Source organism: Streptomyces sp. NPDC048751 (genome assembly GCF_043198595.1).
Lineage (GTDB): Bacteria > Actinomycetota > Actinomycetes > Streptomycetales > Streptomycetaceae > Streptomyces.
Map to the genome: position 1 here is coordinate 86,799 of NZ_JBICUX010000015.1, position 25,508 is coordinate 112,306.

27 protein-coding genes and 2 pseudogenes are annotated in these 25,508 nt (G+C 70.1%); 18 read left to right on the forward strand and 11 right to left on the reverse strand.

The features are described from left to right. Positions 1–6: 6 nt before the first annotated feature. The 5 genes and pseudogenes from ssuE (at position 7) to ACGFNV_RS36985 (ending at position 4,145) form a co-directional block, all read left to right on the forward strand. The gene (gene ssuE, locus ACGFNV_RS36965) at positions 7–561 is read left to right on the forward strand and encodes an NADPH-dependent FMN reductase (protein WP_393628718.1); all 555 of its coding nucleotides are present in this window, start codon (positions 7–9) and stop codon (positions 559–561) included. Positions 562–565: 4 nt separating this feature from the next. Then, positions 566–703, forward strand: a pseudogene (locus ACGFNV_RS36970) (SfnB family sulfur acquisition oxidoreductase); the annotation flags it as partial. 48 nt (positions 704–751) lie between these two features. Beyond that, a pseudogene (locus ACGFNV_RS36975) lies at positions 752–1,946 on the forward strand (LLM class flavin-dependent oxidoreductase). 468 nt (positions 1,947–2,414) lie between these two features. After that, a complete protein-coding gene (locus ACGFNV_RS36980; RefSeq protein WP_393628720.1) occupies positions 2,415–3,638 on the forward strand; it encodes an acyl-CoA dehydrogenase family protein in 1,224 nt (407 codons plus the stop codon). 48 nt (positions 3,639–3,686) lie between these two features. After that, positions 3,687–4,145 (forward strand): Rrf2 family transcriptional regulator, encoded by a 459-nt coding sequence (locus ACGFNV_RS36985; RefSeq protein WP_073894524.1) that lies wholly within the window; start codon positions 3,687–3,689, stop codon positions 4,143–4,145. A gap of 23 nt (positions 4,146–4,168) precedes the next feature. On the opposite strand, the gene ACGFNV_RS36990 is transcribed toward ACGFNV_RS36985, so the two are convergent. The 4 genes from ACGFNV_RS36990 to ACGFNV_RS37005 all read right to left on the reverse strand — a co-directional run bounded on the left by ACGFNV_RS36990 (position 4,169) and on the right by ACGFNV_RS37005 (position 7,804). Then, complete coding sequence (locus ACGFNV_RS36990; RefSeq protein WP_393628722.1) at positions 4,169–5,095, reverse strand: ABC transporter permease; 927 nt, start codon at positions 5,093–5,095, stop codon at positions 4,169–4,171. After that, positions 5,082–5,879, reverse strand: a complete 798-nt coding sequence (locus ACGFNV_RS36995; protein ID WP_393628724.1) for an ABC transporter ATP-binding protein — start codon at positions 5,877–5,879, stop codon at positions 5,082–5,084. Before ACGFNV_RS36995 ends, ACGFNV_RS36990 begins: the two co-directional genes overlap by 14 nt. Positions 5,880–5,919: 40 nt before the next feature. Continuing rightward, positions 5,920–7,029: an aliphatic sulfonate ABC transporter substrate-binding protein gene (locus ACGFNV_RS37000; RefSeq protein ID WP_393628725.1), complete on the reverse strand. Its 1,110-nt coding sequence runs from the start codon at positions 7,027–7,029 to the stop codon at positions 5,920–5,922. Between the two features lie 259 nt (positions 7,030–7,288). Next, positions 7,289–7,804, reverse strand: coding sequence for an NAD(P)H-dependent oxidoreductase (locus tag ACGFNV_RS37005; RefSeq protein ID WP_393628727.1), 516 nt, complete (start codon positions 7,802–7,804; stop codon positions 7,289–7,291). Positions 7,805–8,355: 551 nt separating this feature from the next. Here ACGFNV_RS37005 and ACGFNV_RS37010 point away from each other — a divergent pair. Beyond that, positions 8,356–8,997, forward strand: a complete 642-nt coding sequence (locus tag ACGFNV_RS37010; protein WP_393628729.1) for a hypothetical protein — start codon at positions 8,356–8,358, stop codon at positions 8,995–8,997. 24 nt (positions 8,998–9,021) lie between these two features. Here ACGFNV_RS37010 and ACGFNV_RS37015 read toward each other — a convergent pair whose 3' ends face one another. After that, the gene (locus ACGFNV_RS37015; protein WP_393628731.1) at positions 9,022–9,315 is read right to left on the reverse strand and encodes a hypothetical protein; all 294 of its coding nucleotides are present in this window, start codon (positions 9,313–9,315) and stop codon (positions 9,022–9,024) included. 442 nt (positions 9,316–9,757) lie between these two features. Here ACGFNV_RS37015 and ACGFNV_RS37020 point away from each other — a divergent pair, with 442 nt between their 5' ends. Then, entirely contained in the window at positions 9,758–10,387 is a 630-nt protein-coding gene (locus ACGFNV_RS37020) for a PadR family transcriptional regulator (RefSeq protein ID WP_393628733.1), read from the forward strand. 66 nt (positions 10,388–10,453) lie between these two features. Here ACGFNV_RS37020 and ACGFNV_RS37025 read toward each other — a convergent pair whose 3' ends face one another. Further along, on the reverse strand, positions 10,454–10,882 hold the full coding sequence (locus ACGFNV_RS37025; RefSeq protein WP_133931776.1) for an SRPBCC family protein: 429 nt from the start codon (positions 10,880–10,882) through the stop codon (positions 10,454–10,456). Between the two features lie 201 nt (positions 10,883–11,083). On the opposite strand from ACGFNV_RS37025, the gene ACGFNV_RS37030 reads away from it, so the two are divergent. Together ACGFNV_RS37030 and ACGFNV_RS37035 are read left to right on the forward strand one after the other, a co-directional pair. Further along, complete coding sequence (locus ACGFNV_RS37030; protein WP_393628735.1) at positions 11,084–11,683, forward strand: Clp protease N-terminal domain-containing protein; 600 nt, start codon at positions 11,084–11,086, stop codon at positions 11,681–11,683. 116 nt (positions 11,684–11,799) lie between these two features. Continuing rightward, complete coding sequence (locus ACGFNV_RS37035; protein WP_393628737.1) at positions 11,800–12,789, forward strand: DMT family transporter; 990 nt, start codon at positions 11,800–11,802, stop codon at positions 12,787–12,789. A 41-nt stretch (positions 12,790–12,830) separates the two neighbouring features. Here the strand turns inward: ACGFNV_RS37035 and ACGFNV_RS37040 are convergent, their stop codons facing one another. Continuing rightward, positions 12,831–13,508 (reverse strand): pyridoxamine 5'-phosphate oxidase family protein, encoded by a 678-nt coding sequence (locus ACGFNV_RS37040; protein WP_393628738.1) that lies wholly within the window; start codon positions 13,506–13,508, stop codon positions 12,831–12,833. Between the two features lie 35 nt (positions 13,509–13,543). On the opposite strand from ACGFNV_RS37040, the gene ACGFNV_RS37045 reads away from it, so the two are divergent. Further along, positions 13,544–14,875 carry an aminotransferase class I/II-fold pyridoxal phosphate-dependent enzyme gene (locus ACGFNV_RS37045; protein WP_393628739.1) on the forward strand — a complete coding sequence of 444 codons (1,332 nt, stop codon included), beginning with the start codon at positions 13,544–13,546 and terminating at the stop codon, positions 14,873–14,875. 40 nt (positions 14,876–14,915) lie between these two features. On the opposite strand, the gene ACGFNV_RS37050 is transcribed toward ACGFNV_RS37045, so the two are convergent. Beyond that, complete coding sequence (locus ACGFNV_RS37050) at positions 14,916–15,848, reverse strand: DMT family transporter (RefSeq protein ID WP_393628741.1); 933 nt, start codon at positions 15,846–15,848, stop codon at positions 14,916–14,918. 95 nt (positions 15,849–15,943) lie between these two features. Between ACGFNV_RS37050 and ACGFNV_RS37055 the strand changes: the two genes are divergently transcribed. Continuing rightward, positions 15,944–16,846 (forward strand): LysR family transcriptional regulator, encoded by a 903-nt coding sequence (locus ACGFNV_RS37055; protein WP_393628742.1) that lies wholly within the window; start codon positions 15,944–15,946, stop codon positions 16,844–16,846. 7 nt (positions 16,847–16,853) lie between these two features. On the opposite strand, the gene ACGFNV_RS37060 is transcribed toward ACGFNV_RS37055, so the two are convergent. After that, the gene (locus ACGFNV_RS37060; protein WP_133931782.1) at positions 16,854–17,321 is read right to left on the reverse strand and encodes a pyridoxamine 5'-phosphate oxidase family protein; all 468 of its coding nucleotides are present in this window, start codon (positions 17,319–17,321) and stop codon (positions 16,854–16,856) included. 139 nt (positions 17,322–17,460) lie between these two features. Between ACGFNV_RS37060 and ACGFNV_RS37065 the strand changes: the two genes are divergently transcribed. Continuing rightward, entirely contained in the window at positions 17,461–18,114 is a 654-nt protein-coding gene (locus tag ACGFNV_RS37065; RefSeq protein WP_393628744.1) for a cysteine hydrolase, read from the forward strand. Here ACGFNV_RS37065 and ACGFNV_RS37070 read toward each other — a convergent pair. Continuing rightward, on the reverse strand, positions 18,101–18,622 hold the full coding sequence (locus ACGFNV_RS37070; protein WP_393628745.1) for a Rieske (2Fe-2S) protein: 522 nt from the start codon (positions 18,620–18,622) through the stop codon (positions 18,101–18,103). The two genes, ACGFNV_RS37065 and ACGFNV_RS37070, sit on opposite strands and share 14 nt — an antisense overlap. A gap of 280 nt (positions 18,623–18,902) precedes the next feature. Between ACGFNV_RS37070 and ACGFNV_RS37075 the strand changes: the two genes are divergently transcribed. After that, complete coding sequence (locus ACGFNV_RS37075; RefSeq protein ID WP_393628747.1) at positions 18,903–20,288, forward strand: S8 family serine peptidase; 1,386 nt, start codon at positions 18,903–18,905, stop codon at positions 20,286–20,288. Positions 20,289–20,368: 80 nt separating this feature from the next. Here the strand turns inward: ACGFNV_RS37075 and ACGFNV_RS37080 are convergent, their stop codons facing one another. Further along, the gene (locus ACGFNV_RS37080; protein WP_393628749.1) at positions 20,369–20,611 is read right to left on the reverse strand and encodes a hypothetical protein; all 243 of its coding nucleotides are present in this window, start codon (positions 20,609–20,611) and stop codon (positions 20,369–20,371) included. 224 nt (positions 20,612–20,835) lie between these two features. Here ACGFNV_RS37080 and ACGFNV_RS37085 point away from each other — a divergent pair, with 224 nt between their 5' ends. The 5 genes from ACGFNV_RS37085 to ACGFNV_RS37105 all read left to right on the forward strand — a co-directional run bounded on the left by ACGFNV_RS37085 (position 20,836) and on the right by ACGFNV_RS37105 (position 25,488). Further along, positions 20,836–21,600, forward strand: coding sequence for a HipA family kinase (locus tag ACGFNV_RS37085; protein WP_393628750.1), 765 nt, complete (start codon positions 20,836–20,838; stop codon positions 21,598–21,600). Further along, positions 21,597–22,013 carry a DUF3037 domain-containing protein gene (locus tag ACGFNV_RS37090; protein ID WP_393628752.1) on the forward strand — a complete coding sequence of 139 codons (417 nt, stop codon included), beginning with the start codon at positions 21,597–21,599 and terminating at the stop codon, positions 22,011–22,013. The genes ACGFNV_RS37085 and ACGFNV_RS37090 overlap by 4 nt, the downstream gene beginning before the upstream one ends. A 126-nt stretch (positions 22,014–22,139) precedes the next feature. Then, complete coding sequence (gene fabG / locus ACGFNV_RS37095; RefSeq protein WP_393628753.1) at positions 22,140–22,901, forward strand: 3-oxoacyl-ACP reductase FabG; 762 nt, start codon at positions 22,140–22,142, stop codon at positions 22,899–22,901. Positions 22,902–22,913: 12 nt separating this feature from the next. Continuing rightward, positions 22,914–23,669, forward strand: coding sequence for an SDR family oxidoreductase (locus ACGFNV_RS37100; protein WP_393628755.1), 756 nt, complete (start codon positions 22,914–22,916; stop codon positions 23,667–23,669). Between the two features lie 223 nt (positions 23,670–23,892). Further along, a complete protein-coding gene (locus ACGFNV_RS37105; RefSeq protein WP_393628756.1) occupies positions 23,893–25,488 on the forward strand; it encodes an ABC transporter substrate-binding protein in 1,596 nt (531 codons plus the stop codon). Positions 25,489–25,508: the final 20 nt, after the last annotated feature.

The window sequence follows — 25,508 nt, forward strand, 5'->3', positions numbered from 1 at the left end:
GGACCCATGGCCACCGTCCTGTCCGTCTCCGGCAGCCCTTCCGCCTCCTCCCGCACCAACCGCCTGCTGCGCCACCTGGACCAGCGACTGACCGCTCAGGGGCACGACGTCGTTCCGCTCGACGTTCGCACCATCCCCGCCGATGCCCTGCTCGGCGCGGACTTCCGGCATCCGGCGATCGTCGAGGCCACCGAACTGTTCGCGAGCGCCGACGGCGTCGTCGTAGGAACACCCGTCTACAAAGCGTCGTACTCCGGAGTCCTCAAGGCGCTCCTCGACCTGCTCCCGCAGTACGCACTCACCGGAAAGACAGTCCTCCCTCTCGCCACCGGCGGCTCCACCGCGCATGTCCTCGCCATCGACTACGCCCTGCGTCCGGTCCTCAACTCCATGGGTGCCGCGCACATCGTGCAGGGCTGGTTCACCCTCGACAAGGACATCACCGCCCACGACGACGGCTCGGTCACCATCGCACCGGCCGCCGCCGAGGCCCTCACCCAGGTCGTCGACCAGTTCTCGCTGGCGCTGGGCCGTACCCCGCTCCTGGCCGCGGCGAGCTGAGGCCATGACCGCACACGTCATCGCCGACGACGCCGAGGCCGTCACTGTCGCGTCCGCCCCGTGCAACGAGTTCCGGGCGGGCGCCTCGGCCCGCGACGCCGAACGCCGGCTTCCCCGCGAGGAGCTGGACCTGCTCTCCGCCCCGGCACCGACGAACGTCCCCTGATCGCACCCCTGATCGGAGCCCCGAGTGTCCCTCACCTTCCACTGGTTCCTGCCGACCAACGGAGACAGCCGCCACGTCGTCGGCGGCGGCCACGGCACCCCCCGCCACCGAGTCCGGGCGCGACCGGCCGCCGACGGTCGCCTACCTCAGCCAGATCGCCCGCGCCGCCGAGGACCTGGGCTTCGTCGGCGCACTCACGCCGACGGGAGCCTGGTGCGAAGACGCGTGGCTGACCACCGCAATGGTCAGCCAGAACACCGAGCGCCTGAAGTTCCTCGTCGCCTTCCGGCCCGGCTTCGTCTCACCGACGCTCGCCGCGCAGGTGGCCTCCACCTTCCAGCGGCAGACCGGCGGACGGCTTCTGCTCAATGTCGTCACCGGCGGGGAAAGCCATGAACAGCGGGCCTACGGAGACTTCCTGGACAAGGACGCGCGCTACCGCCGTACCGGCGAATTCCTCGAGATCGTACGAGGGTTGTGGGAGGGCAAGACTGTCGACCTGCGCGGCGAGCACCTCCATGTCGAGGACGCGAAGCTAGCACGGTTGCCCGACCCGGTCCCCGAGGTGTACTTCGGGGGCTCCTCGCCGATCGCCGGAGAAGTCGCCGCCAAGGTCGACGTCTATCTCACCTGGGGCGAGCCGCCCGCCGCCGTCGCGGAGAAGATCGCGTGGATCCGGGCGTTGGCCGACAAGGAGGGCCGTCGCGTCCGCTTCGGCATCCGCCTGCATGTCATCACCCGCGACACCTCCGAACAGGCCTGGGCCGAGGCGAACCGGCTCCTGGACGGCTTCGACCCGGAGGCGGTCAGGACCATCCCGGCGGGCCTGGCCCGCGGCGAGTCCGAGGGCCAGCAGCGCATGCTCACCCTGCACGACGGCGGCAGCCTCCCCCACTCTCGACTTCGCTCGAGCGGGGGGACCCCCACCCGCCTGGAGATCCACCCCAACCTGTGGGCGGGCATCGGCCTGGTGCGCGGTGGCGCGGGCACCGCCCTGGTCGGCAGCCACGACGAGGTCGCCGAGCGGATCAAGGAGTACCACGCCCTCGGCGTCGACGAGTTCGTGCTCTCCGGCTATCCGCACTTTGAGGAGGCCTACTGGTTCGGCGAGGGCGTCCTGCCGAGACTTCAGGCGCAGGGTCTGTGGCAGCACGCGTACGGACAGCAGGCCGCCCCCTCGGCCCAGGTGCCCTTCGCCGGCGCCGGGGGCCATCGATGACCGCGCGATCGCGGCGGAGGCCGGAAGCCCCCATGTGATCGCTGACAACGCCGAGACGGTCGTCGTCGCCGAGTTGGCCGCCAAGTGCGCCCGCGAGGCCACGCAGCCGCGGCAGGCTCCTGGCCCCGTCCGGCGGCGCCACGCTCCGCGAGTGCCTCCACGGCCTGGACGGCAGCCATCGGGGCCGGGACGACCGCCCGGCTGCGCGCCATCGCGAACTCGCCATCCGGGAGCGTGAATCAGCCGGAGCGTGCCTGTATCCCTAGTTTTCCTATCGAATTACTAGGGAAGTATTGACGGTGGTTGGAGAGGAGAGTGAGGATGATGAAGCCGACGCCTCTCCGCGCACTGCTGCACTCCTACGCCGCCTCGCCGGGCACCGCGTCGTCCTCGGCCCCTGAAGGAAGACGCCATGACAACAGCACTGAGGTGCAGTGACAGTCGCAGTCGCATGAAGCGGGTCCGGATATGACGGTGACGGCCGACGAGGTGACCGACGCGGGAGCCGGACAGGTCGACTGGCTGCACATAGCCCGTGACATGGCGGACGACCTGGCCACGGACGCGGTCGAGCGCGAACAGGCCGGCAAAGCACCGCTCGACGAGGTTGCACGGCTGCGCGAGTCGGGGCTGCTGACATTGTTGGCACCGGCCGAGCAGGGGGGAGGAGGTGCGGACTGGCGCACGGCCTACACGGTCGTGCGGACCGTTGCCGCGGCCGACGGGGCCATCGGCCACCTGCTGGGCCACCACTACTTCCTGTCCTTCACCGCCCGTTTCTTCGCAGACCCCGCACGTGCCGCCCGTGTCGAGCGGGAGTCGACGGAGGGGCAGTGGTGCTGGGGAGGCGGTATCGCCTCACACGAACCGCCGCTCATCCTGACTCCCACGGCGAGCGGCTATCTGCTGAACGGCTACCAGAGGTACGCCACCGGCGCCGGGATCGCCGACCGGCTGGTGGTCCGAGCCGCCAGGTACGGCACGGGTGAGCCGCTGGCCGTCCTCGTCGACCCCACCCCCCCGGGTGTCGTGAGCGGCAGCAGTGGGGACACCTTCGGCCAGCGGCTGGCAGCCGGTGGCGCCGTGGAGTTCGACTCCGTACCGGTTGCGGCGGACGATGTGTTCGGCTCGCTCTCGCCCGACGAGGGCGTCCTGTCACCCTTCGCCTCTCTTGCCGTGCCGACCGCGCGCCTGGTGTCCGCCCAGTTCTGTCTCGGCATCGCCGAGGGACTGCTGGCCGAGGTCCACGAGCACGGAAGGGCCGTGCGGTCGCCCTGGCAGCCCTTCTCGCCCCAGCCCTGGCCGGGCAGTCCCCCGCAGGATCCCTACGCGCTGACCGTGTACGGCGAGCTCGCCGTCGTCGCACGTGCCGCGTCCGCCCTCGCAGGCCAGGCGGTGGATGCCCTCCTGCACGGCCTCGCGCAGGACGAGGATCTCCACGACGAGGAGTGCGCGGAGATCGCCGTCCTCGCGAGCGTGGCCGAGGCAGCGGCCTCCCGGGCCGCGCAGGAGATCACCAACCGTGCCCTGGAGGTCGTCGGAGTCGAGGCCGCTTCCATGCGGCACGGCTTCGACCGCTTCTGGCGTGACGCCCGGACCCACACCCTGCGTGAACCGGCCGCCCACAGACTGCGTGAGATTGGGGACTACTTCCTCAATGGTGCGCACCCGTCCTTCATCCTTCCTGCCTGACGGCGCAGCCGGTGACGGGCGGACTCGGCAGTGATGGATAATCGCGGCATGCGGATCTCGGCGCGGGCGGACTATGCGGTGCGGGCGGCCCTGGAGCTGGCCGCGGCAGGGGACGAGGCCTCACTCAAGGCCGAGGCGATCGCCGCGGCGCAGGGGATCCCGCACAAGTTCCTGGAGGGCATTCTCGGCGACCTGCGCCGGGGTGGCCTCGTGGTCAGCCAGCGTGGCGGAAAGGGTGGCTACCGTCTCGCCCGCCCGGCTGGCTCGATCGCCATCGCGGACGTCATCCGTGTGGCGGACGGCCCCCTGGTGTCGGTGCGGGGGGTGCGCCCACCCGAGCTCTCCTACTGTGGCCCCGCGGAGTCGCTGCTGCCGCTGTGGATCGCCGTACGCGCCAATGTTCGCAAGATCCTTGGCGAGGTCACCCTGGCCCACGTGGCCGCGGCCAAGTTGCCCGACGAGGTCCTGAGCCTCGCGGAGGACCCCGAGGCCTGGACGAATCCCTGACCGTGTCCTCCTGAAGGCCTCCTTCAGCGAGTAGCCAGCAGGCCGCGGCTGCGCAGCACCCACCGCTCCACCGGGCTGAAGATCAGTAGATCGATGGCGATGCCGACGAGCAGGATCAGGAAGATGGCCAGGAACACCTGGGGCATGCTGGAGTTGTTCCGCCCGTTCTCCAGCAACTGGCCCAGACCGACGCCCAGATCAGGCGAGGATGCGATGATCTCGGCGGCCATCAGGGACCGCCACGAGAACGCCCAGCCCTGCTTCAGCCCTGCCAGGTAGCCGGGGAGTGCCCCCGGCATCACGATGTGCCAGGCCCCGCGCAGGCCGGTCGCGCCCATCGTCCGGCCGGCCCGCAGGAACAGCGGCGGAATCTGGTCGATGCCCGCGACGAGGCCGTTGGCGATGGAAGGGACCGCGCCGAGCAGGATCACCGCGTACATCATCTTGTCGTTCAGGCCCAGCCAGATCACGGCGGGCGGCACCCAGGCCACCGACGGCAGCGACTGCAGGCCGGACAGGATGGGGCCGATGGCCGCCCGGACGAAGGCCACCCGGGCGACGAGCAGGCCGAGCGGCGTACCGATGGCGAGCGCCAGCAGGAAGCCGAGCAGACCGCGGGAGACGGATGTCCAGATGTAGTCGAGCAGGGTGCCCTGGACCCAGGCATCGCTTACCTCGCCCCACACATCGGAGGGCGCGGGCAGCTTGTAGTCGGGGGCGACATTCGTCCACACCAGCAGTTGCCAGACGACCAGTACCAGTGCCACGGCGGTGACAGGCGGCAGGACCTTGCGCAACAGGGTCTCGCGCAGCGGCGTGCGGCCGGACTGCACCGAGTCCAGGGCGTCGAGGCCGGCTTCCAGTCCCACCAGACCGTAAGCGTCCCGGTTCTGCTCGGCCGCTGTGGAGCCGTCCTTCTCGGTGTCGACGCCGGTGTCAGTGCTGGCCATGGCGGCGGATCTCCCCACGCAGTTCTTCGGTGATCTCGACGGACAGCTCGGCGACCGCGCTGTCCTCGATGCGGCGTGGCTGCGGAATGCCGACGGTCCACTCCCGGGCGATGCGGCCCGGGCGGGAGGACAGCAGCACCACCCGCTGTGCAAGCCGTACCGCCTCGCGCACGTTGTGCGTCACGAACAGCACCGACAGTCCCGTCTCACTCCAGATGCGGGTCAGCTCGTCGTGCAGCACGTCCCGGGTGATGGCGTCCAGCGCGGCGAACGGCTCGTCCATCAGCAGCAGTCGGCTGTCCTGGGCCAGCGCCCGGGCCAGAGCAACCCGCTGGCGCATACCGCCCGACAGCTCATGCACCCGCTTGCGGTGGGCGTCCTGCAGTCGTACGAGTTCCAGCAGCCGTTCCGCTTCCGCGCGGCGCTCCGGCTTCGCGACTCCGCGTAGCTTCAGGGCGAGTTCGATGTTCTTGCCCGCGGTCAGCCATGGGAAGAGGGCGTGTTCCTGGAACATCAGGGCGGGCCGGCCGTCCGTGGCGATCGTGCCCGTGGACGGCTGGTCCAGTGCCGCGACCAGGTTGAGCAGCGTGGACTTGCCGCAGCCGGAGGCTCCCAGGAGGGTGACGAACTCGCCCGGTGCGACGTCGAGCGTGATGTCGTCCAGCACGAGCTGCTGTCCGCCGGGCGTGCCCGGTGCGGGGAAGGACTTCGAGACGTGCTCGATACGGGCGGCGGACGTCACCGCCGTGGCGTCCGCGGCAGCCTTGGCAATCGTGGTGGCCATGGTCGTCACCTCCTGGGGACTCATCGGATCCGGTGCCTGGTTACTCGGCGCCGAGCCCGGCGTCGTCGACCTCGCTCTTGCCTTCGGCCTTGAGGACCTTGTTGAGGAGGGTGAGGTCGTAGATGCCGTTCAGATCGGGCTTCTCCAGCAGACCGGCCTTGACCGCGTGCTCCGCCTCGGTGTTGAGGGTGGAGGCCAGCGGGTCGTCGGTGAACTGGATGGACTTCCAGGCGGGGTCGATGACATCGGCGGGAAGCGCCTTGCCCGACAGCTTTTCCAGCGCCTTGTTGGCGGAGGCCTTCGCCTCGTCCGGGTTGGTGTTGATCCACGCGTTGGTCTTCACCGAACCGCGCAGCACGGCCTCGACGACGTCCGGGTGCTCCTTGAGGAACTTCTGCGACACGATGATGTTCGTGATCACGAACTTCTTGTCGGGCCACAGCGTCGACTCGTCGAGCAGTACCTTGCCGCCCTCGGCGACCAGCTTGGACGCGGTCGGCTCCGGCACCCAGGCGCCGTCGATGGAACCGGACTTGTAGGCGTCCGGGGTGATCTTGTTGTCTGTGCGGACGACGGAGACGTCGCCCTTGCCGCTTTCGGCGTCGACCTTCCAGCCCTGGTCCGCGATCCAGTTGAGGAAAGCGACGTCCTGGGTGTTGCCGAGCTGCGGGGTGGCGATCTTCTTGCCCTTGACGTCCTTCAGGGACTTGATCTTCTTCGGGTTGACGACGAGCTTCACGCCACCGGAGGCGGAACCGCCGATGATGCGCAGGTTCTTGCCGTTCGACTTGGTGTAGCCGTTGATGGCGGGGGAGGGGCCGATCCAGCCGATGTCGATGGACCCGGCGTTCAGCGCCTCGATCTCGGAGGGGCCGGCGTTGAAGGTCGAGGCCTTGATCGTGGTGCCGCCCAGTTCCTTCTGGAACAGGCCCTCCTGGACACCCACCAGAGCGGTGGCGTGTGTCAGGTTGGGGAAGTAGCCGATCTTCACTTCGTCGGCGGAGAGCTTCTTGGCGCCCGCCGCGGCCGCCGGGGTCTGCTTGCCGTCATCGGTGGACTTGGAGCCGTAGCCGCAGGCGGTGAGCAGGAGGGGGAGCGCGGCTATGACGGCGAGGGTGCGCAGGGTGGTGAGCGGTCTTGCGGCAGACACGGAGGTGTCCTCTCAGGGAAGAAGGGGTGATCAAAGGGGTGTGGAATGGCGTGCTGAGGTCTCAGACCGGCCGACAGATAGCGCTGGACGTACGGCCGAAGTCGATGTGACGACGCGAGGTCAGCACGGGCAGCGCCCGGTCTGCGCAGCTGAGCGCTCCCACGGCCACCCCCTGATCCCTAGTTTTCCTACCTGACTGCTAGGGATCGTGACAGAAGGTGGCACCCACCCCAAGAGGGTGTTCACATGATGGGCGCGACTATCTCAATCCTCGGGACCAGTGGCGATTGGCCCAGCGTGTCAGCGGTTTCTCCCGGACGAGGGGATCGCTCACGCAGCTACCTCCAGACCCACACGCCAAGCGAGGCGGAGAACTGATCGGAGACCCGCTCACGTGCCTCCCGCGCGACGGGCTCCACGACGACCCCGCCTCCTCCCGCACATCGATGTGCTTGTCCAGCACGAACCAGCCGGGCGCGATGTGCGCGGGGCCCATGGAGGTGAACACCGGGTGCAGCCCGTAGTCGATCGCCAGGGCGTGGCACGTGCTCCCGCCGATTGCAAGCGGCAGCACGGTCACGCCCTCCAGCGCGCACCGCGGCAGCAGATCGAGCAACGCTTTCAGCATCCCGGAGTACGCGGCCTTGTAGACCGGGATGCCGATGACTACTCCGTCGGCGCTACGGAAGCGCTCGATGGCGTGGACGGTCCGGGTGTCCGATGTCCGCGTGCAGCAAGGCTTCGGCCGGAAGGGTGCGACATGGAGGGCGATCACGTCGTGTCCCTGGGCTGCGAGCCGGGCGTCCAGGCGGCGCAGCGGACAGGCCGTGCGGGGAGGTGTTGACGAGGCCTCCGGAGAGGAGGGGCCACCCAGCGCGCCGGGCAGTCCGTTGGCGGCTCAGCGGCACGCCACGCTGGCCACCCTGCTGCGCGCGCGGGACGTGCTTGAGTGGCGGCTCGCCTCCCGGGAGCACGTGCTGGGCAGCAGCGAACTCACCTGGTTGTGGGTGACGCTCGTGCGGCTGGACACCGTGCACCGCTGCCACCTGGCCGCCGCGGCGGTGCACCACATCACCGAGCACCCCCATCTGTGGGCGTGTGCATGGGGGGGCTGGCGGCACACCGCACCTTTGCCGCCCACCTTGACCTGGACGGCATCGCCCGCAGGCGCTCCGCCCACTGCCGGGCCAAGGACGGCCAGGGACCCCGGCTCGGGGCGCGGATGTCCTGACGCTGGTCAACGAGGGACACCTCTACCGAATCACAAGCCAGCGCAGCCGGATCGACGATGCGCTGGAGCTCGCGGCCGCGGTCAACCGTGGTCCGATGGCTCCGGCTGTCGCCGGGGCCTGGGCCGCTGTGGAATCGCTGCTTTCGCATCCGGACGATCCCAAAGAGAACGAGCGCTCAGGCAAAGCGGTGGCTGCCGACAGGATGGCGGCCATCATCGCCTGCTCCTGGCCCCGGGCTGAGCTCACCGCCCTCGCACACCGACACAAGCCCCGGGAAGTAGATGACCTCACCCGTGCAATCGCGGCCTGCACGACGAATCAGGAACGCCCCGGGCTGGTCGCCGAGGCATTGCGCACCACAGGAGCCGGGGCACTGGACTTCACCCGGACGCCCACCAAATACTCCGACAACCCCGCTGCCCAGCGCATGGCCGACCTGGTCCAAGACCCCCGACCAGTTCTGAACGACGTCGCGGGAGCCTTTCGGATCGCGCTGCGGCGCTTGTGCCGCACCCGGAACATCATCCTGCACGGCGGTGCCACCCAGGGCGTGGCACTGGAGGCGTCGCTTCGCACTGCCGCGCCGCTGGTAGGCGCAGGCCTGGACGGCGTGGTTCACGCTGCGTACGCCGAGGACCTCGCCCCTCTAAACCTAGCTGCCCGGGCCGAGGTCGCCCTCCAGCTTGTCAACGGCGAAACCGGACTCTCCGTGGTCAATCTACTTGAACCCGTCTGAACACACCTGATCGTGCAATCACGCTTATACGATTCGGCCCCGCAGCGCGGCGAGAACCTCGTACGCCTGCTGGCGCGACTCCAGGAACCGCGTGCTCGCGACCGCGGCCGAGGCGCTGGCCCACACCCTGCGGATGTAGTCCAGGGCACGCGCCTGTCCGGAGCGCAGCGCGATGTGCCGGGCGTGCCGACCGCCCTCGTGGTCGGGGTGGAGCAGCAGCCGGGTCAGATCGTCGACGCTTCCGCCGGCGCGGGCGACGTGGCAGGCGATGGCCGCAGTGATCCTGTGACCGTGCTCGGCCGCGCCCTGACGGTCCACGCGCGGGACCACGGACCGGCCGTCGGAGCCGAGCCTGCTGTAGCTTCCCGCCGCGTAGCGGCCGGTTAGGTCTCCGAGCAGGACGAGGTCAGCCGCGGCCGGAGGTAGCCTGCGAAGCCTCCAGGATTGCCGTCCTGGAGGCCTTCGTATGCCCGGCTCCTCAGCGGAGGCAGGCGTCCCCAACGCGGCTCGACCGCGGTCGAAACAGTGCCCCGCCATAGTGGCCCACTCTTGATCCACACTGGCCAACCGGGTTCCCCATGCCTATCTCAAGAGGTGTGCCGCTGGTTACTGACGGCGAATGGGTGTCAATTGCCGCTGAAATGTGACAACTCTCGCTGAAAGTCTCAACAACGCTGGCCCGCAGGCCCTTGTTATGCGAACTGTTCCGATATATCGTTGAGGCATCGCGACAGATCAACGATGGAATGGAGTGATGGCGATGCGCAGCCACGGATTCGAGCGTGGACATCGGCAGGACGGGCCCTCCGGGCGTGGTCGGGGCGGCTTCGAGGGGCGGCGTGCCGCTTTCGGGCCCTTCGGGCCGGGTGGGGGGCCCTTCGGTCCCGGAGGTCCCGGGTTCGGGCCCGGTGGCCCCTGGGGTGGACGGGGGCGTGGCGGACCCAGGGGGAGGGCTCGGCGCGGAGACGTACGGGCGTCGATCCTGGCCCTGTTGAGGGATCGGCCGATGCACGGTTACGAGATGATCCAGGAGATCGCCGAGCGCAGCGGCGGGGCGTGGAAGCCCAGCCCCGGCTCGGTGTACCCCACCCTCCAGCTGCTGGAGGACGAGGGGCTGATCGTGAGTGAGAGCGAGGGCGGCAAGAAGCTGTTCTCCCTCACCGAGGCGGGCCGTGCGGCGGCCGACGAGGGGCCCGACGCGCCCTGGGAGGAAGCTGGGCGCGGGGTCGACTGGGAGGCTCTCGGGGAGATCCGGCAGGCCGGGTTCGGGCTGATGGAGGCCTTCGGCCAGGTCTGGAAGACCGGCAGCAAGGAGCAGCGCGACAAGGCGCTGGCCGTGATCAACGAAGCCCGCAAGAAGCTGTATCTGATCCTCGCCGACGAGGACTGACCACCCGGTGGTCGTGGCAGGTGCCCCGCGGAGACCTTCCGCGGGGCACCTTCGCGTGCCCGGCCGTCAGGCCACCAACCCGTCCAGCTTGCGCAGCGACTCGTTGAGCGCCGCCGTCGCCGAGTCCTTCAGCTTGCCCGCCATGAGCGACACGGCCGCGCCCGTGAACTCGCCGTCGATGCGCACCGTCGTGGCGTCGCCGTCGGGCGTCAGTGTGTAGCGCGTGGCGACGGTCACCGCCATCGGGCCCTTGCCCCGGATGGCGAGCACCCGGGACGGCTCCAACTCCTCGACGGTCCAGTCGACCTCGGCCGGGAAGCCCATCAGCTTCATGTTCTCCTGGAAGGTCGCGCCCAGTTCGAGGGTCTCGGGGCCGCCCTTGGGGAAGCTCGTGTGCGTGGCGTTCCACTCCCCGTACGCCGGCCAGTTCGTGAGCTGCGTCCATACCTTCTCGGCCGGTGCCCCGATGCGTGCCTCCGCGCTGACTTCGGCCATGCGACCACCTCTTCGTGACGGGCTACGGTGTCGCGGAACGTAGCCGCTGCCCCCGCAACATTCAATACTGATGAACCGTCAGAAAAGCTCGCCTCCTCCGTAAGGAGGAGATCGCGCCGGTCGTTGTCCACTCCGCGTGGGATGGGAAAATGCTTCCCGCCGGGGATGCCCCACACCTGCCGGGACTGATGAGGTGGGGATGTGCAACCCCGCATTCCCCGGCAGTCGGCCGGTGCCCACAACCTCCGCGCGCACGACCCTCGCGCCCAGGGCCCCGGTGACCTGGGCCCCCACGACGCGGACCACGGTGCCGCGCTCGGTGCCGGGCCGGCGGCTGTGCTGGACGCAGCCCGCCGACGTGCCGTCCGGGACGGGGACCGGCAGATCGACACCGCCCATCTGCTCCACTCGCTCCTGGAGTGCGACCCCGAGGTGCGCGCCGTCGTCGACGGTGACGGTACGCGGATCGCCCGGCTCCTCGGTTACCTCGTCCAGCGCAGCATCGGCTACGGCCTGCGCTGGCAGGGCAGCGTCGAGGACTCAGGCGGCGTCCCCGTCGTGACCGACGTCGAAGGCTTCTCGCCGCTGGCCGCCGCCGCGTTGGCGGACGCCCGCACCCGCGCCGCCCGCCGTGGTGACGCCCCCGCCCACGGCCTCGACCTGCTCGCGGCGATCGTCAGGGACCCACGGGCACGGGCCGTCGAGGTGTTGGCGCGGGCCGGCATCGACGCGGGTCCGCTGTCGGCTCGCATCGAGCGCGGGCCCCAGGAGTGCGCGGGGGGCGGCGAACCGGGGCGCTGAGGTGTCGGCCGCGGATGCGCCGAGGTGTGACGTCGCCGGGGACCGCCCATCTGGTGAGACAGGTGTCATTCGGGGTGACGCTCATGTCGTCGCCTGTCATCATGCGTACCGTGCGCATGTCTGGAAGTAGTCAGGTCGGCCAGGGCAAAGGTGTCGGACTCGGTCTCGCGGTCGCCTCGGCGATCGCCTTCGGGGGGTCCGGCGTCGCGGCCAAACCGCTGATCGACGCGGGGCTCGACCCGCTGCACGTGGTGTGGCTGCGGGTGGCGGGCGCCGCCCTGGTGATGCTGCCGGTCGCCGTGCGGCATCGCGCACTCGTGCGCCGCAGGCCCGCGCTGCTCCTCGCGTTCGGTGTCGCCGCGGCCGGCGTCCAGGCCTGCTACTTCGCCGCGATCTCCCGCATTCCCGTCGGCGTCGCGCTGCTCGTCGAGTATCTCGGACCCGCCCTCGTCCTGCTCTGGGTACGGTTCGTGCAGCGCAGGCCGGTGACGCGGGCCGCGGCCTTTGGTGTGGTCCTCGCCGTCGGCGGACTCGCGTGTGTCGTGGAGGTCTGGTCGGGGGTGCGCTTCGACGCCCTGGGACTCCTCCTCGCGCTCGGCGCGGCCGGCTTCCAGGTCGGCTACTTCGTCTTGTCCGACCAGGGCGGCGACGCGGGCGACGACACTCCCGACCCGCTCGGCGTCGTCGCCTACGGGCTGCTCGTCGCCGCCGTACTGATGACCGCCTTCGCCCGCCCCTGGACCATGGACGGGTCCGTGCTCGCGCACTCCGCCGACATGGACGGCACGCGCGTCCCTGCCTGGCTGCTGCTCGCCTGGGTCGTGCTCGTCGCCACCGTCGTCGCCTACGTCACCGGTGTGGTCGCCGTGCGCCGGCTCTCCCCGCAGGTCGCGGGCGTGGTCTCCTACCTGGAGGCGCTCGTCGCGACCGTCCTGGCCTGGACCCTCCTCGGCGAACACCTCTCGGCACCCCAGGTCATGGGCGGTGCGCTGATCATGGTCGGGGCCTTCATCGCCCAGTCGACGACCCCCGCGAAGGCGTCCCCGGATCCGGTGGTCAAGGGCGGCCCGGACCGGGAGGCATCCGCCCGGAAGGCGGCTTCATAGTCAGGGGCAGGGGCTTCACGCGTGAACGGCTCCCTACGGTGTCACGGAGTCGCCAGGTAGTCGGGCACCTCCGTGCCCGGTGCCAGGTCGGGGTCGGGCACCGGCGTGCCGTAGCCCTTGTTCAGCGGGACCACGCCGGCCCAGTGGGGGAGGGCGAGGTCCTCGGGCTCGTCGTTCACCCCGCCCGTGCGCAGCTTGGCGGACACCTCGTTGAGGTCGAGGCGGATCACCGCGGTCGCGGCCAGCTCCTTCTTGTTGGCGGGCCGGGAGTCCGCGGCACGCCCCGGCACGACGTGGTCGACCAGGGCGTCCAGCGCGGCCCGCTTCTCCTCGGGGTCCGTCACGTCGTGGGCGATGCCGTGCACCACGACCGAGCGGTAGTTGATCGAGTGGTGGAAGGCCGAGCGGGCCAGGATCAGCGCGTCGACGTGGGTGACGGTGAGGCACACCGCGAGGCCGGGGTCGCTCCGGCCGGTCATCCGCAGCGGGCGCGAACCCGTCGAACCATGAACGTAGAGCCGTTCGCCGACCCGCCCGTACAGCGTCGGCAGCACGACCGGCGCGCCGTCGCGGACGAAGCCGAGGTGACAGACGTAGCCCTCGTCGAGGATCGCGTGCACCAACTCCTTGTCGTACGAGGCCCGTTCGGGGGCGCGCGTGGGGACGGTGCGGTCGGACGGGGGGTAGGCGGGCGTCGTCGTCTGCGGGGTCCCCTGCATGGCGCTCTCCATTGCACTAGTGCATAATCAATTTTGTGCTAGGAGACTATCCGATCAAAGGTCGGCGCGCAGCAGAGATTTCCGCGAGCGTCGAGAGCGCGGTGGGGGCGGGCGAGCTGGAGCCCGGACAACTACTGCCGCCCATGCGGGAGTTGGCCGACAAGCTCGGGGTGAACCCCAATACCGTCGCGGCCGCGTATCGCATGCTGCGGGAGCGCGGGGTCATCGAGACGGCGGGCCGGCGCGGCAGCCGCGTGCGGTCCGCGCCGGCCACGACGAGCCGTGAGTTCATCCGGCTGGACGTGCCGGAAGGCGTACGTGACCTGGCGAGTGGCAACCCCGACCCGACACTGCTGCCGCCGCTGGCCCCGGCCTTCGCCGAGGCCGCCGCACAGGGCGACCGGCAACCGGTCCTCTACGGCGACGCACCCGTGGAGCCCGAGCTGGCCCGCGAAGCCCGGGCCCGCCTGGACGCCGACGGGGTGCCCGCGGGGCCGGTGGCCGTCACCTCCGGCGCGCTGGACGCCATCGAGCGGGTCCTCGCCGCACACCTCAGGCCCGGGGACACCGTCGCCGTCGAGGACCCCGGGTGGGGCAGTGTGATGGACCTCGTCCCGGCGCTCGGGCTGCGCACGACCCCCGTGGGTCTCGACGACGACGGACCGCTGCCCGAGGACGTCCGCCGGGCCCTCGCCGACGGAGCTCGCGCCCTCATCGTCACCGACCGGGCACAGAACCCCACGGGCGCCGCGCTCAGCACCCCACGCGCGCGTGCCCTGCGCTCCGTCCTCGCGGAGTACCCCGCGACCCTGCTGGTCGAGGACGACCACGGCCACGGCATCGTCGACCTGCCCCTGCATCCCCTGGCGGGGGTCACGCAGCACTGGGCCCTGGTCCGCTCGGTCGCCAAGGCGTACGGCCCCGACCTGCGGCTCGCCGTCCTGACCGGGGACGCCGTCACGCTCGACCGGGTCGGCGGACGCCACCGGCTCGGCCCGGGCTGGCTGAGCTGGATCACTCAGCGCGCGGTGCTGCGGCTGTGGGCCGACGGCGCGGTGGACACCCGGGCCGTGGCCCGCTCGTACGGAGAGCGCCGTGACGCACTGATCGACGCGCTCGCCCGGCGCGGGATCGCCGCGCACGGGCGCAGCGGTATGAACGTGTGGGTGCCCGTCCGGGACGAGACCGGCGCCGTCGCCCGCCTGCTGCACGCCGGCTGGGCGGTCGCCCCCGGTGCCCGCTTCCGGATGAGCGCACCGCCCGGCATCCGGATCACCGTCTCGACCCTGACCGCCGACGAAATCGCACCCCTGGCCGACACGATCGCCGCGGCGGTGGGGCCGGCGCCGGTACGCCGTTACGTCTAGAGCGTCCAGGCGATCAAACACGTCCAGGGCGTCCAGGCGATCAGACGCGCCCCCGCCTCTGCGTCAACGCCGCCCCCGCCAGCACGATCACCGCGCCGACCGGTGTCGACCAGCTCAGCGACTCGCCGAGGATCGCGACGCCCGCGGCCGTGGCGATGACCGGGATGAAGTACGTGACCATCTGGGCCGTGGTCGGACCGACCTCGGCGACCAGACCGTACTGGAGGAGGACGGCGAGCCCGGTGCCGAGCACGCCCAGTGCGGCGACCGCCAGCAGGGGGACGACGGGGAAGTCGGCGGGCAGGGTGGTGAACAGGGGGGTGACCAGCGCCAGTTGGAGCGTGGCCAGCAACAGTTGCGCGCCCGTCAGCGACAGGTGCGACTCGGAGGACCCGGCGAGCGTGCGGCGGACGTAGATCCAGCCGATCGGGTAGCTGAGCGAGGCCAGCAGGGCCATCGCGGTGCCCCTGACGTCCAGGCCGTCGAAGCCCTGCCACGCGCCGAGCACCGTCAGCACACCGAGGAACCCGAGGCCGAGCCCGGCGACCCTGAGGCGTGTGGGCCTGTCCTCGGAGAGGGCCACGAGGGAGAGGGCCATGCCCCACAGCGGTGAGGTCGCGTTGCAGATGCCCGCCAGCGTGGACGGGATGGTCAGCTCCGCAAAGGCGAACAAGGAGAACGGCAGCGCGTTGATCAGGAAGGCGGCGACCGTCAGATGCCGCCAGGTCCGCGCGCCGCGCGGCAGCCGCTGCCGCTTCACCACCAGCGCGGCCGCCAGCACCGCCGTGCCGAAGACCAGGCGGCCGAGGGTGACCTGGAAAGGCGCGTACGCCTCGGTGCCCACCTTGATCAGGAGGAAGCTGAAGCCCCAGATCAGCGACAGCACGCCGAAGCGCAGACGCCAGTCGAGAGCGCGACGGGGGCGGGCGGTGTCCGCGGGGACCTGGGCGCGAGGAGTCGTGGCGGTGGTCATGCCGCCCACGATGCTGGAGCAAACCTCGTAGCACAATCGAGAAATCGCACGCTGTACTTCGTAGCAACGCTTACGTATCTCGTAGCATCGCGTGCATGCTGAATCTCGAGCGCCTGCGCACCCTCGACGCCCTCGCCCGACACGGCTCCGTCAGCGGCGCGGCCGCGGGGCTGCACATCACGACCTCGGCCGTCTCGCAGCAGCTGGCCAAGCTGGAGCGTGAGGTCGGGCAGCAGCTGCTGGCCAAGAACGGGCGGGGTGTGCGTCTGACGGACGCGGGCCGGCTGCTCGCCGAGCACGCGGGGCGCATCCTGTCGCAGGTGCAGCTCGCCCAGTCCGACCTGGAGGCACAGCGCGGCCGGGTTGTCGGAGAGCTCAGGCTCTCGGCGTTCCCGACCGCCGCGCGCGGGCTGTTCCCGATCGCGCTGGCCGCGCTGCGCGCCGATCATCCGGCGCTGCGGGTGCGGTCCTGCGAGCTGGAGCCGGAGACCGGCATCGCCGCCGTCGTCCGCGGGGACCTCGACCTGGCCGTGGTCCTCGACTGGTACAACAAGCCGATGGCGCTGCCCGACGGTCTGGTGAAGGCGCCCCTCCTGGACGACCCGGCCGAGGTGGCGATGCCGGCCGGGCATCCGCTCGCCGACCGTGACGAGGTGGACCTCGGCGAGTTCGCCGACGACGAGTGGATCACCTGGGGCGAGGGCGAGTTCTGCCACGAGTGGCTGATGTTCACCCTGCGCTCCCGGGGCATCGAGCCGATCATCGGCCATCGCGCCGGCGAGACGCACACCCAGTTGCAGCTGGTGGCGGCGGGACTCGGCGTGTGCATCGCCCCGCTGCTCGGCCGCCATCCGACGCCTCCGGGCGTGGTCACCGTCCCGCTCCGGCAGCGCGTGCGCCGCCATGTCTACGTCATCTGGCGCGCCGACGCCGACCGCCGCCCCTCGATCCGCGCGGCGGTCGAGTCGCTTCGGGCGGCGGCTCAGCGCGTGGGCTGAGGAGGTGTTACGCCCCGCCCAGCTTGCGGAAGTCCCACGAGACGACCTTCTCCGGAGTCAGCCGGATCCAGGCGTGCCGGCCGTCGTGCGGCATCTCCTCCAAGCGGAAGTTCTTACGGGCGAACAGCGTCTCCGGGACGTCGAGTTCCGCGCACAGCTCCCCGATGCGCGGGTGCTCGCCCACGAAGTCCACGGTCCCCGACAGCTCGACGCCCTGCAGCTCGTCGTACTCCTCACCCGTGTCGACCACGATCGCGACTCTGGGGTCGCGGCGCAGGTCGGTCCAGCGCTTGCTCCGTACCACCGAGTACAGCCATATCGAGACACCGTCCCACGCGAACCACAGGGTGCTCACGTGCGGTGCGCCGTCCGCCGAGACGGTGGCCACCCGGCAGGTGCGCTGGGCGGTCAGGAAATCGTCCAGCTCACCCGGCGTCATCATGATCTTCCGGCCCCGGCGCTGAGTAGCGGTCATGCGGCCCCCTCTTCCTTCTCCCACGTCGTGCCAGAGGAGATCCTCTGACATCACGTCAGAAAAGGATGGGTCGTCTTCCCCCAACAAGCAATGGTGACTACGCTCACCCGCCCCACACCGCAGGCGACCAGGGGGAATCATGCCCTCGTACGAACAGCTCGGTGAACTCCTCGACCCGGCGACCACGGCCCTGCTCACCGTCGAGTGCCAGCAGGGCTTGGTCGGCCCCGACAGCGCCCTGCCCGAACTGGCCCAGGAGGCACGTGACTCGGGGGCCCTCGCCAACGTCGCCCGGCTCGTGGCCGCGGCGCACGACAGCGGCATCCAGGTGATCCACGCCGTCGCGGAACGCCGCCCCGACGGCCGGGGCGCCAGCCGCAACGCACGGCTCTTCCGCGCCGCGGCACGACTGCCGGTCCAGCAGCTCGCCGGAACCCCGGCGGTACGCGTGGCGGCCCCGATCGAAGTCGCCGACGAGGACATCGTCGTACGACGGCTGCACGGACTGTCGCCCCTGGCGGGTACCGACGTGGACGCGCTGCTGCGCAACCTGGGCTGCCGCACGCTGATCGTCACCGGTGTCTCCGCCAACGTGGCGATCCCCAACGCCGTCTTCGACGCGGTGAACCGCGGATACACCGCGGTCGTGCCCGCGGACGCCGTCGCGGGGGTGCCCGCCGAGTACACCCCCGCGATGGTCCGCCACACCCTCGCACTGGTCGCCACGGTCGCGACCACGGACGAGGTGCTGGCCTGCTTCGAACGGCTGCGCGCAGGCGTCAGGCGAGGGTGATCTGGTCCCCGCTCACGGCGATCTTGACGGAGGGCAGCGGCTGCTTCGCCGGGCCGCTCTTCACACTGCCGTCGGTGACGGAGAAGTTGCTGTTGTGGCAGGGGCAGTTGATCACGCCGTCGGCGATGCTCTTCACCGCGCAGCCCTGGTGGGTGCAGACGGCCGAGAAGGCCTTGAACTCGCCCTTCGTGGGCTGGACGACGACCACCTTCTGGGCCTCGAAGACCTTGCCGCCACCCTCCGGGATCTCCGCGGTCGTGGTGAGCGCGGTCCCGCCGGCCGAGCCGCTCGACGCCGCACCGCTCGGGCTGCCGCCCGCGTCGGCACCGCCGGTCGAACCGGTCGACCCCGTCGAGCCCGCGGACGAGGACGTGTCGGTCGAGCCGGCGGAACTGTCGTCAGAGCCTCCGCACGCGGTCAGCGCGGCGGTGAGCCCCGCGGCTCCGGCCGCCGCCACGACGGCTCGACGGGCAGGTCCGGAAGCGGGCTTGAACGAGGCGCTGGTCATTGCAGACGTTCCCTTCGGGGGGAGGTTCATGATCTGTGCACAGGTACGGGCAGAGGGCCCGCGCTGTTCAGACTGTGTCGAGATCTAAACCTGTTCAGCGTGTGCTGTGGGTAAATCAGAGCTGTCGTTGTGCTGTCGCCCGGCCCCGGCGCCTCACGGCCCGCGCCCGTGGAAGATGGTGCGCGTGTGGCCAGAGTGCGCTATGGGGCCGACCGGGTGATAGTGGTGGTGGAGCAGGTCTGCCTCATCGCCCACTCGTTCGGTGCTCGAGGGAGGCGTCATGCCAGAGCACGGCAACGGCAAGCATCCACCCACACAAGCTTCGGCCCAGGGCTACAGAGCATTCCCTCCGGGGCAGGACAACCAGATTCCCGGCGAGGTGCTGGTGAAGATGGAGCCGGAGGCCGCCAGGAGGGTCTCGGTCGCGGTGCCGACCGGGCCCGTGCGCGGAGCGTTCGCCGAGGTCACGGGAGTCGGCGTCGAGTCGCTCGACCGGGTCTTCAGAGACATCGGAGTCCGGTCCGTGACCCGGCTGCACCCGCCTTCTCCTCCCACTCCCGCCGGCATCATGGCAGTCGCGGAGCCGAGCGAGCTCGGTGCCGCATACCGTGTCCGCTTCGATCCGGCCCAGGACACCTCCCGTGTGGTTCAGCGGCTGAGCAGCCTGGAAGAGGTCTCGGTCGCGGAGCCCAACCGTTGGCGGGAACAGGCGTCGGTCATTCCCAACGACCCGCTCTTCGCGCAGCAATGGGGTCTGAAGAGAATCAACTGCCCGCAGGCCTGGGAACGCAGCCGGGGCAGTGCCTCCGTCACGGTCGGCGTCATCGACACCGGGGTCGACCTCGACCATCCCGAACTCGCGCCGCTGCTGAGGCAGGGCAAGGACTTCGTCAACCTCGGGCCGAACCCGGTGGCGCAACCGGGCTGGGTGTTCGAAGGCGACTTCATGGGAGTGGACGCCACTCCGCAGGACGAGGTCGGGCACGGTACGCATGTCGCCGGGACCATCGCCTGCCGCTCGGACAACCATGAGGGCGTGACCGGTGTGACCTGGGAGTGCGGTCTGCTGCCCGTTCGGGTCCTCGCCCGCATCCGCCGGCTCAGTGACAACCTCGTCAGCGGAGTGGGCAGCGCGGCCGACATCGCCACAGGCATCCGGTGGGCCGTCGACCACGGTGCGCGGGTGCTCAATCTCAGCCTCGGCGGTGAAATGGCCACCGACGTCGAGTCCGACGCCATCGCGTACGCCGTCAGCCATGACGTGGTGGTGGTGGCCGCCATGGGCAACGACGGCGAGCAAGTGGAGAGCTTCCCGGCGGCCTTCCCCGATGTCGTTGCCGTGGGTGCCACGGATCCGCTGGACCACAAGGCATCCTTCTCGAACACCGGTTCCCACATCTCTGTGTCGGCGCCGGGGGTCAACATCCTCAGCACATACCTGAACGACACGTTCGCCACCTTGAACGGCACATCCATGGCCACACCGCACGTGGCGGGAGTCGCGGCGCTGCTGCTCTCGCATGCCTCCGGACTGAGCGCTCGGGACGTCCGCCAGATCCTTCACGACACGGCGAAGCCGCTGCGCGGTGATCCCGGCGATCCGGTCCCCAATGACGACTTCGGCTTCGGCCTGGTCGATGCGGACGCGGCGCTCGCCTTCGTCTGACAGCGCCGCTCCACCCCGCCGAGGTAGACCTGACGCAACCCGGCCCCGGTGCGACCGGGCCGTTCTCTCCCGGGACGGTCCTACGCGCCGGGACCGCTGGTGTAGCGCATGACGTCGGGCTCGGCGTCAACGACCCCCGCGACCCCACGAGCCGAGTCCACCGCCTCGGTGACGCCCACCTCGTCCGGGAACAGTGCCACCGCCCGGTCCGGCAGCGACTCACGAGGAGCCAGGACCTGTTCCGCTCCCGCCGTCTGAAGCCCTTCGGCGACAGAGGACCACTCCCCGTCCGGAACCAGTTTCACGATCACACGCACCGACATGTCTGCCTCCGTCCGGACCGAAACGTGCTGCTCACTCCACCTTCGCCCACCCGCTGTCCCTTCCGCGACCGGTGCCGACGGTTGCGGTGCCCATGGCTACTATGCTCACTTCATGCCGGAGGCCGGACGGGGCGCACAGCCATCGACGGACGCTGGGGAGACGGGGAGACCGCCTCGGAGCTCGGCGTGACATGTAAGGCACACGAGCGATGGGACCTTCGAAGATGTTGAAAGAGGTCCTCGCGACCCGCTACATCACGCCCCTGCGTGAGGGGGGTTCACTGCCGGGACTCGTCGAGGCCGACGATCTCGGGACGTACGTCTTGAAGTTCACCGGGGCGGGACAGGGACGCAAGACGCTCGTCGCCGAGGTCGTCTGCGGTGAACTCGCCCGCCGGCTGGGTCTCAGGATGCCCCGCCTGGTCGTCGTGGGCCTCGACCCCGTGCTCGGGCTCGGGGAGCCCGACCAGCAGGTGCAGGAGCTGCTCAGGTCCAGCGGCGGCGCCAACCTCGGCATGGACTTCCTCTCCGGCGCCCTCGGCTTCGATCCGCTCGCCTTCCGGATCGGCCCCGAGGAGGCCGGACGGATCGTCTGGTTCGACGCGCTGGTCAACAACGTGGACCGCTCCTGGCGCAACCCCAACCTGCTGGTGTGGCGGGGCGATCTGTGGCTCATCGACCACGGCGCCACCATGATCTGGCACCACAACTGGCCCGGCGCCGAGACCTCCGCCGCCCGCCCCTACGACGCCTCCGACCACGCGCTCGCGCCCTTCCGGCCGGATCTCGAGACCGCCGCGGCGCAGCTGTCGCCCCTCATCACCGAGGAACTCCTCGCCGAGGTCACCGCGGAGATCCCCGACGCCTGGCTGACGGACGAGCCCGGCTTCGACACGCCCGACGACCTGAGGCGTGCCTACGCCCGCCCGCTGCTCGCGCGGGCCGCGATCATCCACGAGCGCATCCACGGCATCGAGGGGACCAAGTGACCGACCGCCACATCACCAGGGCCGGCCAGGGCGGCGGCCGGGACGTCTTCGAGTACGCCCTCCTGCGGGTCGTACCGCGCGTCGAACGCGGCGAGTGCATCAACGCCGGCGTGGTCGTCTACTGCCGTGCGCAGGCCTACGTCGGCGCCCGCACCCACCTCGACGAGGCCCGGCTGCTGGCGCTCGACCCCGACGCGGACGTGGCCGGCGTGCGGGCCGCGCTCGGTGCCGTGGAGGGCGTGTGCGCCGGCGGCACGGCGGCCGGGCAGGCGGCCGGGGACGACCCGGGGCGGCGCTTCCGCTGGCTGATCGCGCCCCGCTCGACGGTCGTGCAGCCAGGGCCCGTGCACACCGGACTCACCACCGATCCGACGGCCGAGTCGGCGCGCTTGCTGGACCTCCTGGTGAGGTAATGGATCACACGCACCGGGTGTGCCGTTGACACCGGGTGCCAGGGCTTCTAGCGTCACGTCTGCTGAAGGTACTAAGCGGTCGCTCACTCAATGGGCGCACTCTCTCTAGGGCGAGGAGAACAGCGAATGTCCACCACTGAGCAGCGGGTCGCCGTGGTCACCGGCGGGGCGCGCGGCATCGGCGCCGCCACCGCCGTACGACTGGCCGCCGAGGGCCGCGCGGTCGCCGTGATCGACCTCGACGAGGCCGCCTGCAAGGACACCGTGGAGAAGATCACCGCGGCGGGCGGCAGGGCCATCGCGGTAGGCGCCGACGTCTCGGACGAGGCCCAGGTCGAGGCGGCGATCGCGCGCGTCGTCGAGGAGCTCGGCGCGCCGACGATCCTCGTCAACAACGCGGGCGTCCTGCGCGACAACCTGCTGTTCAAGATGAGCGCCTCGGACTGGGACACCGTCCTGAACGTCCACCTGCGCGGCTCGTTCCTGATGACCAAGGCCGTCCAGAAGCACATGGTGGACGCCGGCTTCGGCCGCGTCGTCAACCTGTCCTCGTCGTCCGCGCTCGGCAACCGGGGCCAGGCCAACTACTCCGCCGCCAAGGCCGGTCTGCAGGGCTTCACCAAGACCCTCGCGATCGAGCTCGGCAAGTTCGGCATCACCGCCAACGCCGTCGCCCCCGGGTTCATCGCCACCGAGATGACCAAGGCGACCGCCGACCGCGTCGGCATGGGCTTCGACGAATTCAAGGCCGCGGCCGCCACGCAGATCCCCGTCCAGCGCGTCGGCGAGCCCGAGGACATCGCCAACGCCATCGCCTTCTTCACCGCCGACGCGGCCGGATTCGTCTCCGGTCAGGTGCTGTACGTCGCCGGCGGACCGCTGAACTAGGGGAACGGGAACATGACTGTGGAACTCTCCGGCAAGGTCGCTCTCGTCACGGGCGCCAGCCGAGGCATCGGCTACGGCGTGGCCGAGGCGCTCGTCGCGCGCGGCGACCGCGTCTGCATCACCGGCCGCAACGAGGACGCCCTGAAGGAGGCCGTCGAGAAGCTCGGCTCCGACCGCGCCATCGGCGTTGCCGGCAAGGCGCACGACGAGGCCCACCAGGCCGAGGCCGTCGAGCGCACCATGGAGGCGTTCGGCCGCGTCGACTTCCTGGTCAACAACGCCGGTACCAACCCGGTGTTCGGCCCGATCGCCGACCTCGACCTCCAGGTCGCGCGCAAGGTCTTCGAGACCAACGTGATCTCGGCGCTCGGCTTCGCCCAGCGCACCTGGCACGCCTGGCAGAAGGACAACGGCGGTGCGATCGTCAACATCGCCTCCGTCGCGGGCCTGTCGGCCTCGCCGTTCATCGGCGCGTACGGCGTCAGCAAGGCCGCGATGATCAACCTGACGCAGCAGCTGGCGCACGAGTTCGCGCCCAAGGTGCGGGTCAACGCGATCGCCCCGGCCGTCGTGAAGACCAAGTTCGCGCAGGCCCTGTACGAGGGCCGGGAGGCGGAGGCTGCCGCGGCCTATCCACTGGCCCGCCTCGGTGTGCCCTCCGACATCGGCGGCACCGCCGCGTTCCTCACCTCGACGCAGTCCGACTGGATCACCGGTCAGACCCTCGTCGTGGACGGCGGCATCTTCCTCAACGCCGGCGTCGCCTGACGCGTCCCCGCCGGACAGGGGCGCCGTTTCCCCGACGGGAAACGGCGCCCCTGTCGACGTATCGGATATATGTGAACGAACGCGACACACACCACGCACACAACGCGATGACAACGTCGTCACAGACTGGGTGATTCACCCCCCGTGGACAGCCCGGTTCGTCCGGCGTGGCACTGCGGTATGGTCTGCCGACCCTTGGTATGGCAGATCGAGGAGCGTGCGCGTGTTCAACCGGAACCGATGCCTGCAGCAGGTGGCGGCTGCCGTGTCCATATCCCTCGCGACATCCTTCGCGACCGGATGTGGTGTCTTCGGGGACGAAGGGTCCGAGGATGCCGGGCCGATCGTCGTGGGCACGACCAGCTCGCCCAGCACGCTGGACCCCGCGGCCGCCTGGGACAGCTCCTGGGAGCTGTTCCGCAACGTCTACCAGACGCTGCTCGCCTACCCGGTCGGGGCGACCGACCCCCGGCCCGACGCGGCGAAGAGCTGTGAGTTCACGGACGACTCCAAGCGCACGTACCAGTGCGAGCTGCGCGAGGGCCTGACCTTCTCCGACGGTCACACCCTCGACGCGCAGGCCGTCAAGTACTCGATCGACCGCATCCGCAAGATCAACGTCTCCGGCGGTCCCGCCGGACTCCTCGGCAGCCTCGAACGCGTCCAGGTGCGCAACGACCATGAGGTGGTCTTCCACCTCAACCAGTCCGACGCGACCTTCCCCTTCGTCCTCGCCACCCCTGCCATGTCCATCGTCGACCCCGAGGACTATCCGGCCGACAAGCTGCGCGACGACGGCGGCATCGCCGGCTCCGGTCCCTACACGCTCGCCTCCTACACCGAGGGCAAGCAGGCCGAACTCACCCGCAACGAGAAGTACAAGGGGTTCGCGGAGCGCAAGAACGACGCGGTGACCATCCGCTACTTCCAGGACTCCGGCACCATGGTCAAGGCCCTGCGGGACAAGAAGATCGACGCGACCTACCGCGGTCTCGGCGCCGACGACATCGTCGCCCTCCAGAAGAAGGGCCCCGACGCCGACGGCCTCGAACTGGTCGAGGGCTCGGGCACCGACATCAACTACCTGGTCTTCAACCCCAAGGACCCATGGGCGAGAAAGACCGCGGTCCGCAAGGCCGTCGCCCAGATCGTCGACCGTCCGGCGATCACGCACAACGTCTACAAGGACACCGTGGACCCGCTCTACTCCATGGTCCCGAAGGGCCTGACCGGCCACACCACCGCCTTCTTCGACGACTACGGCGACCCGGACACCCGCAAGGCCCGCAAGCTCCTCACCGACGCGGGCATCACCCAGACCGTGCCGCTCACCCTCTGGTACACCACCGACCGCTACGGCTCCGAGACCGCCACCGAGTTCAAGGAGCTCAAGCGGCAGCTGGAGGCCTCCGGGCTGTTCAAGATCACGCTCAAGAGCCGCCCCTGGAAGACCTATGTGAAGGGCTACCAGAACGGCGAGTACCCCGTGTTCGGCCGCGGCTGGTTCCCGGACTTCCCGGACGCCGACAACTTCATCGCGCCGTTCGTCGGCGAGCAGAACGCCCTCGGTACGCCCTACGAGAGCCCGAAGATCACCAAGGTGCTGCTGCCCCGCTCCCGGCAGGTGAGCGACCGCGCCGAGGTGGAGCAGGACTTCGAGGAGGCCCAGCAGATCCTCGTGAACGACGCGCGGCTGATTCCGCTGTGGCAGGGCAAGCAGTACCTGGCCGTCAACGAGGACGTCTCCGGCGCCGAGCGGGCGCTGGACCCGTCGACCATCATGATGGTGTGGGAACTGTCCCGGAAGACGAGCTGGTAGGACGGTCCGGGCGGCCGATT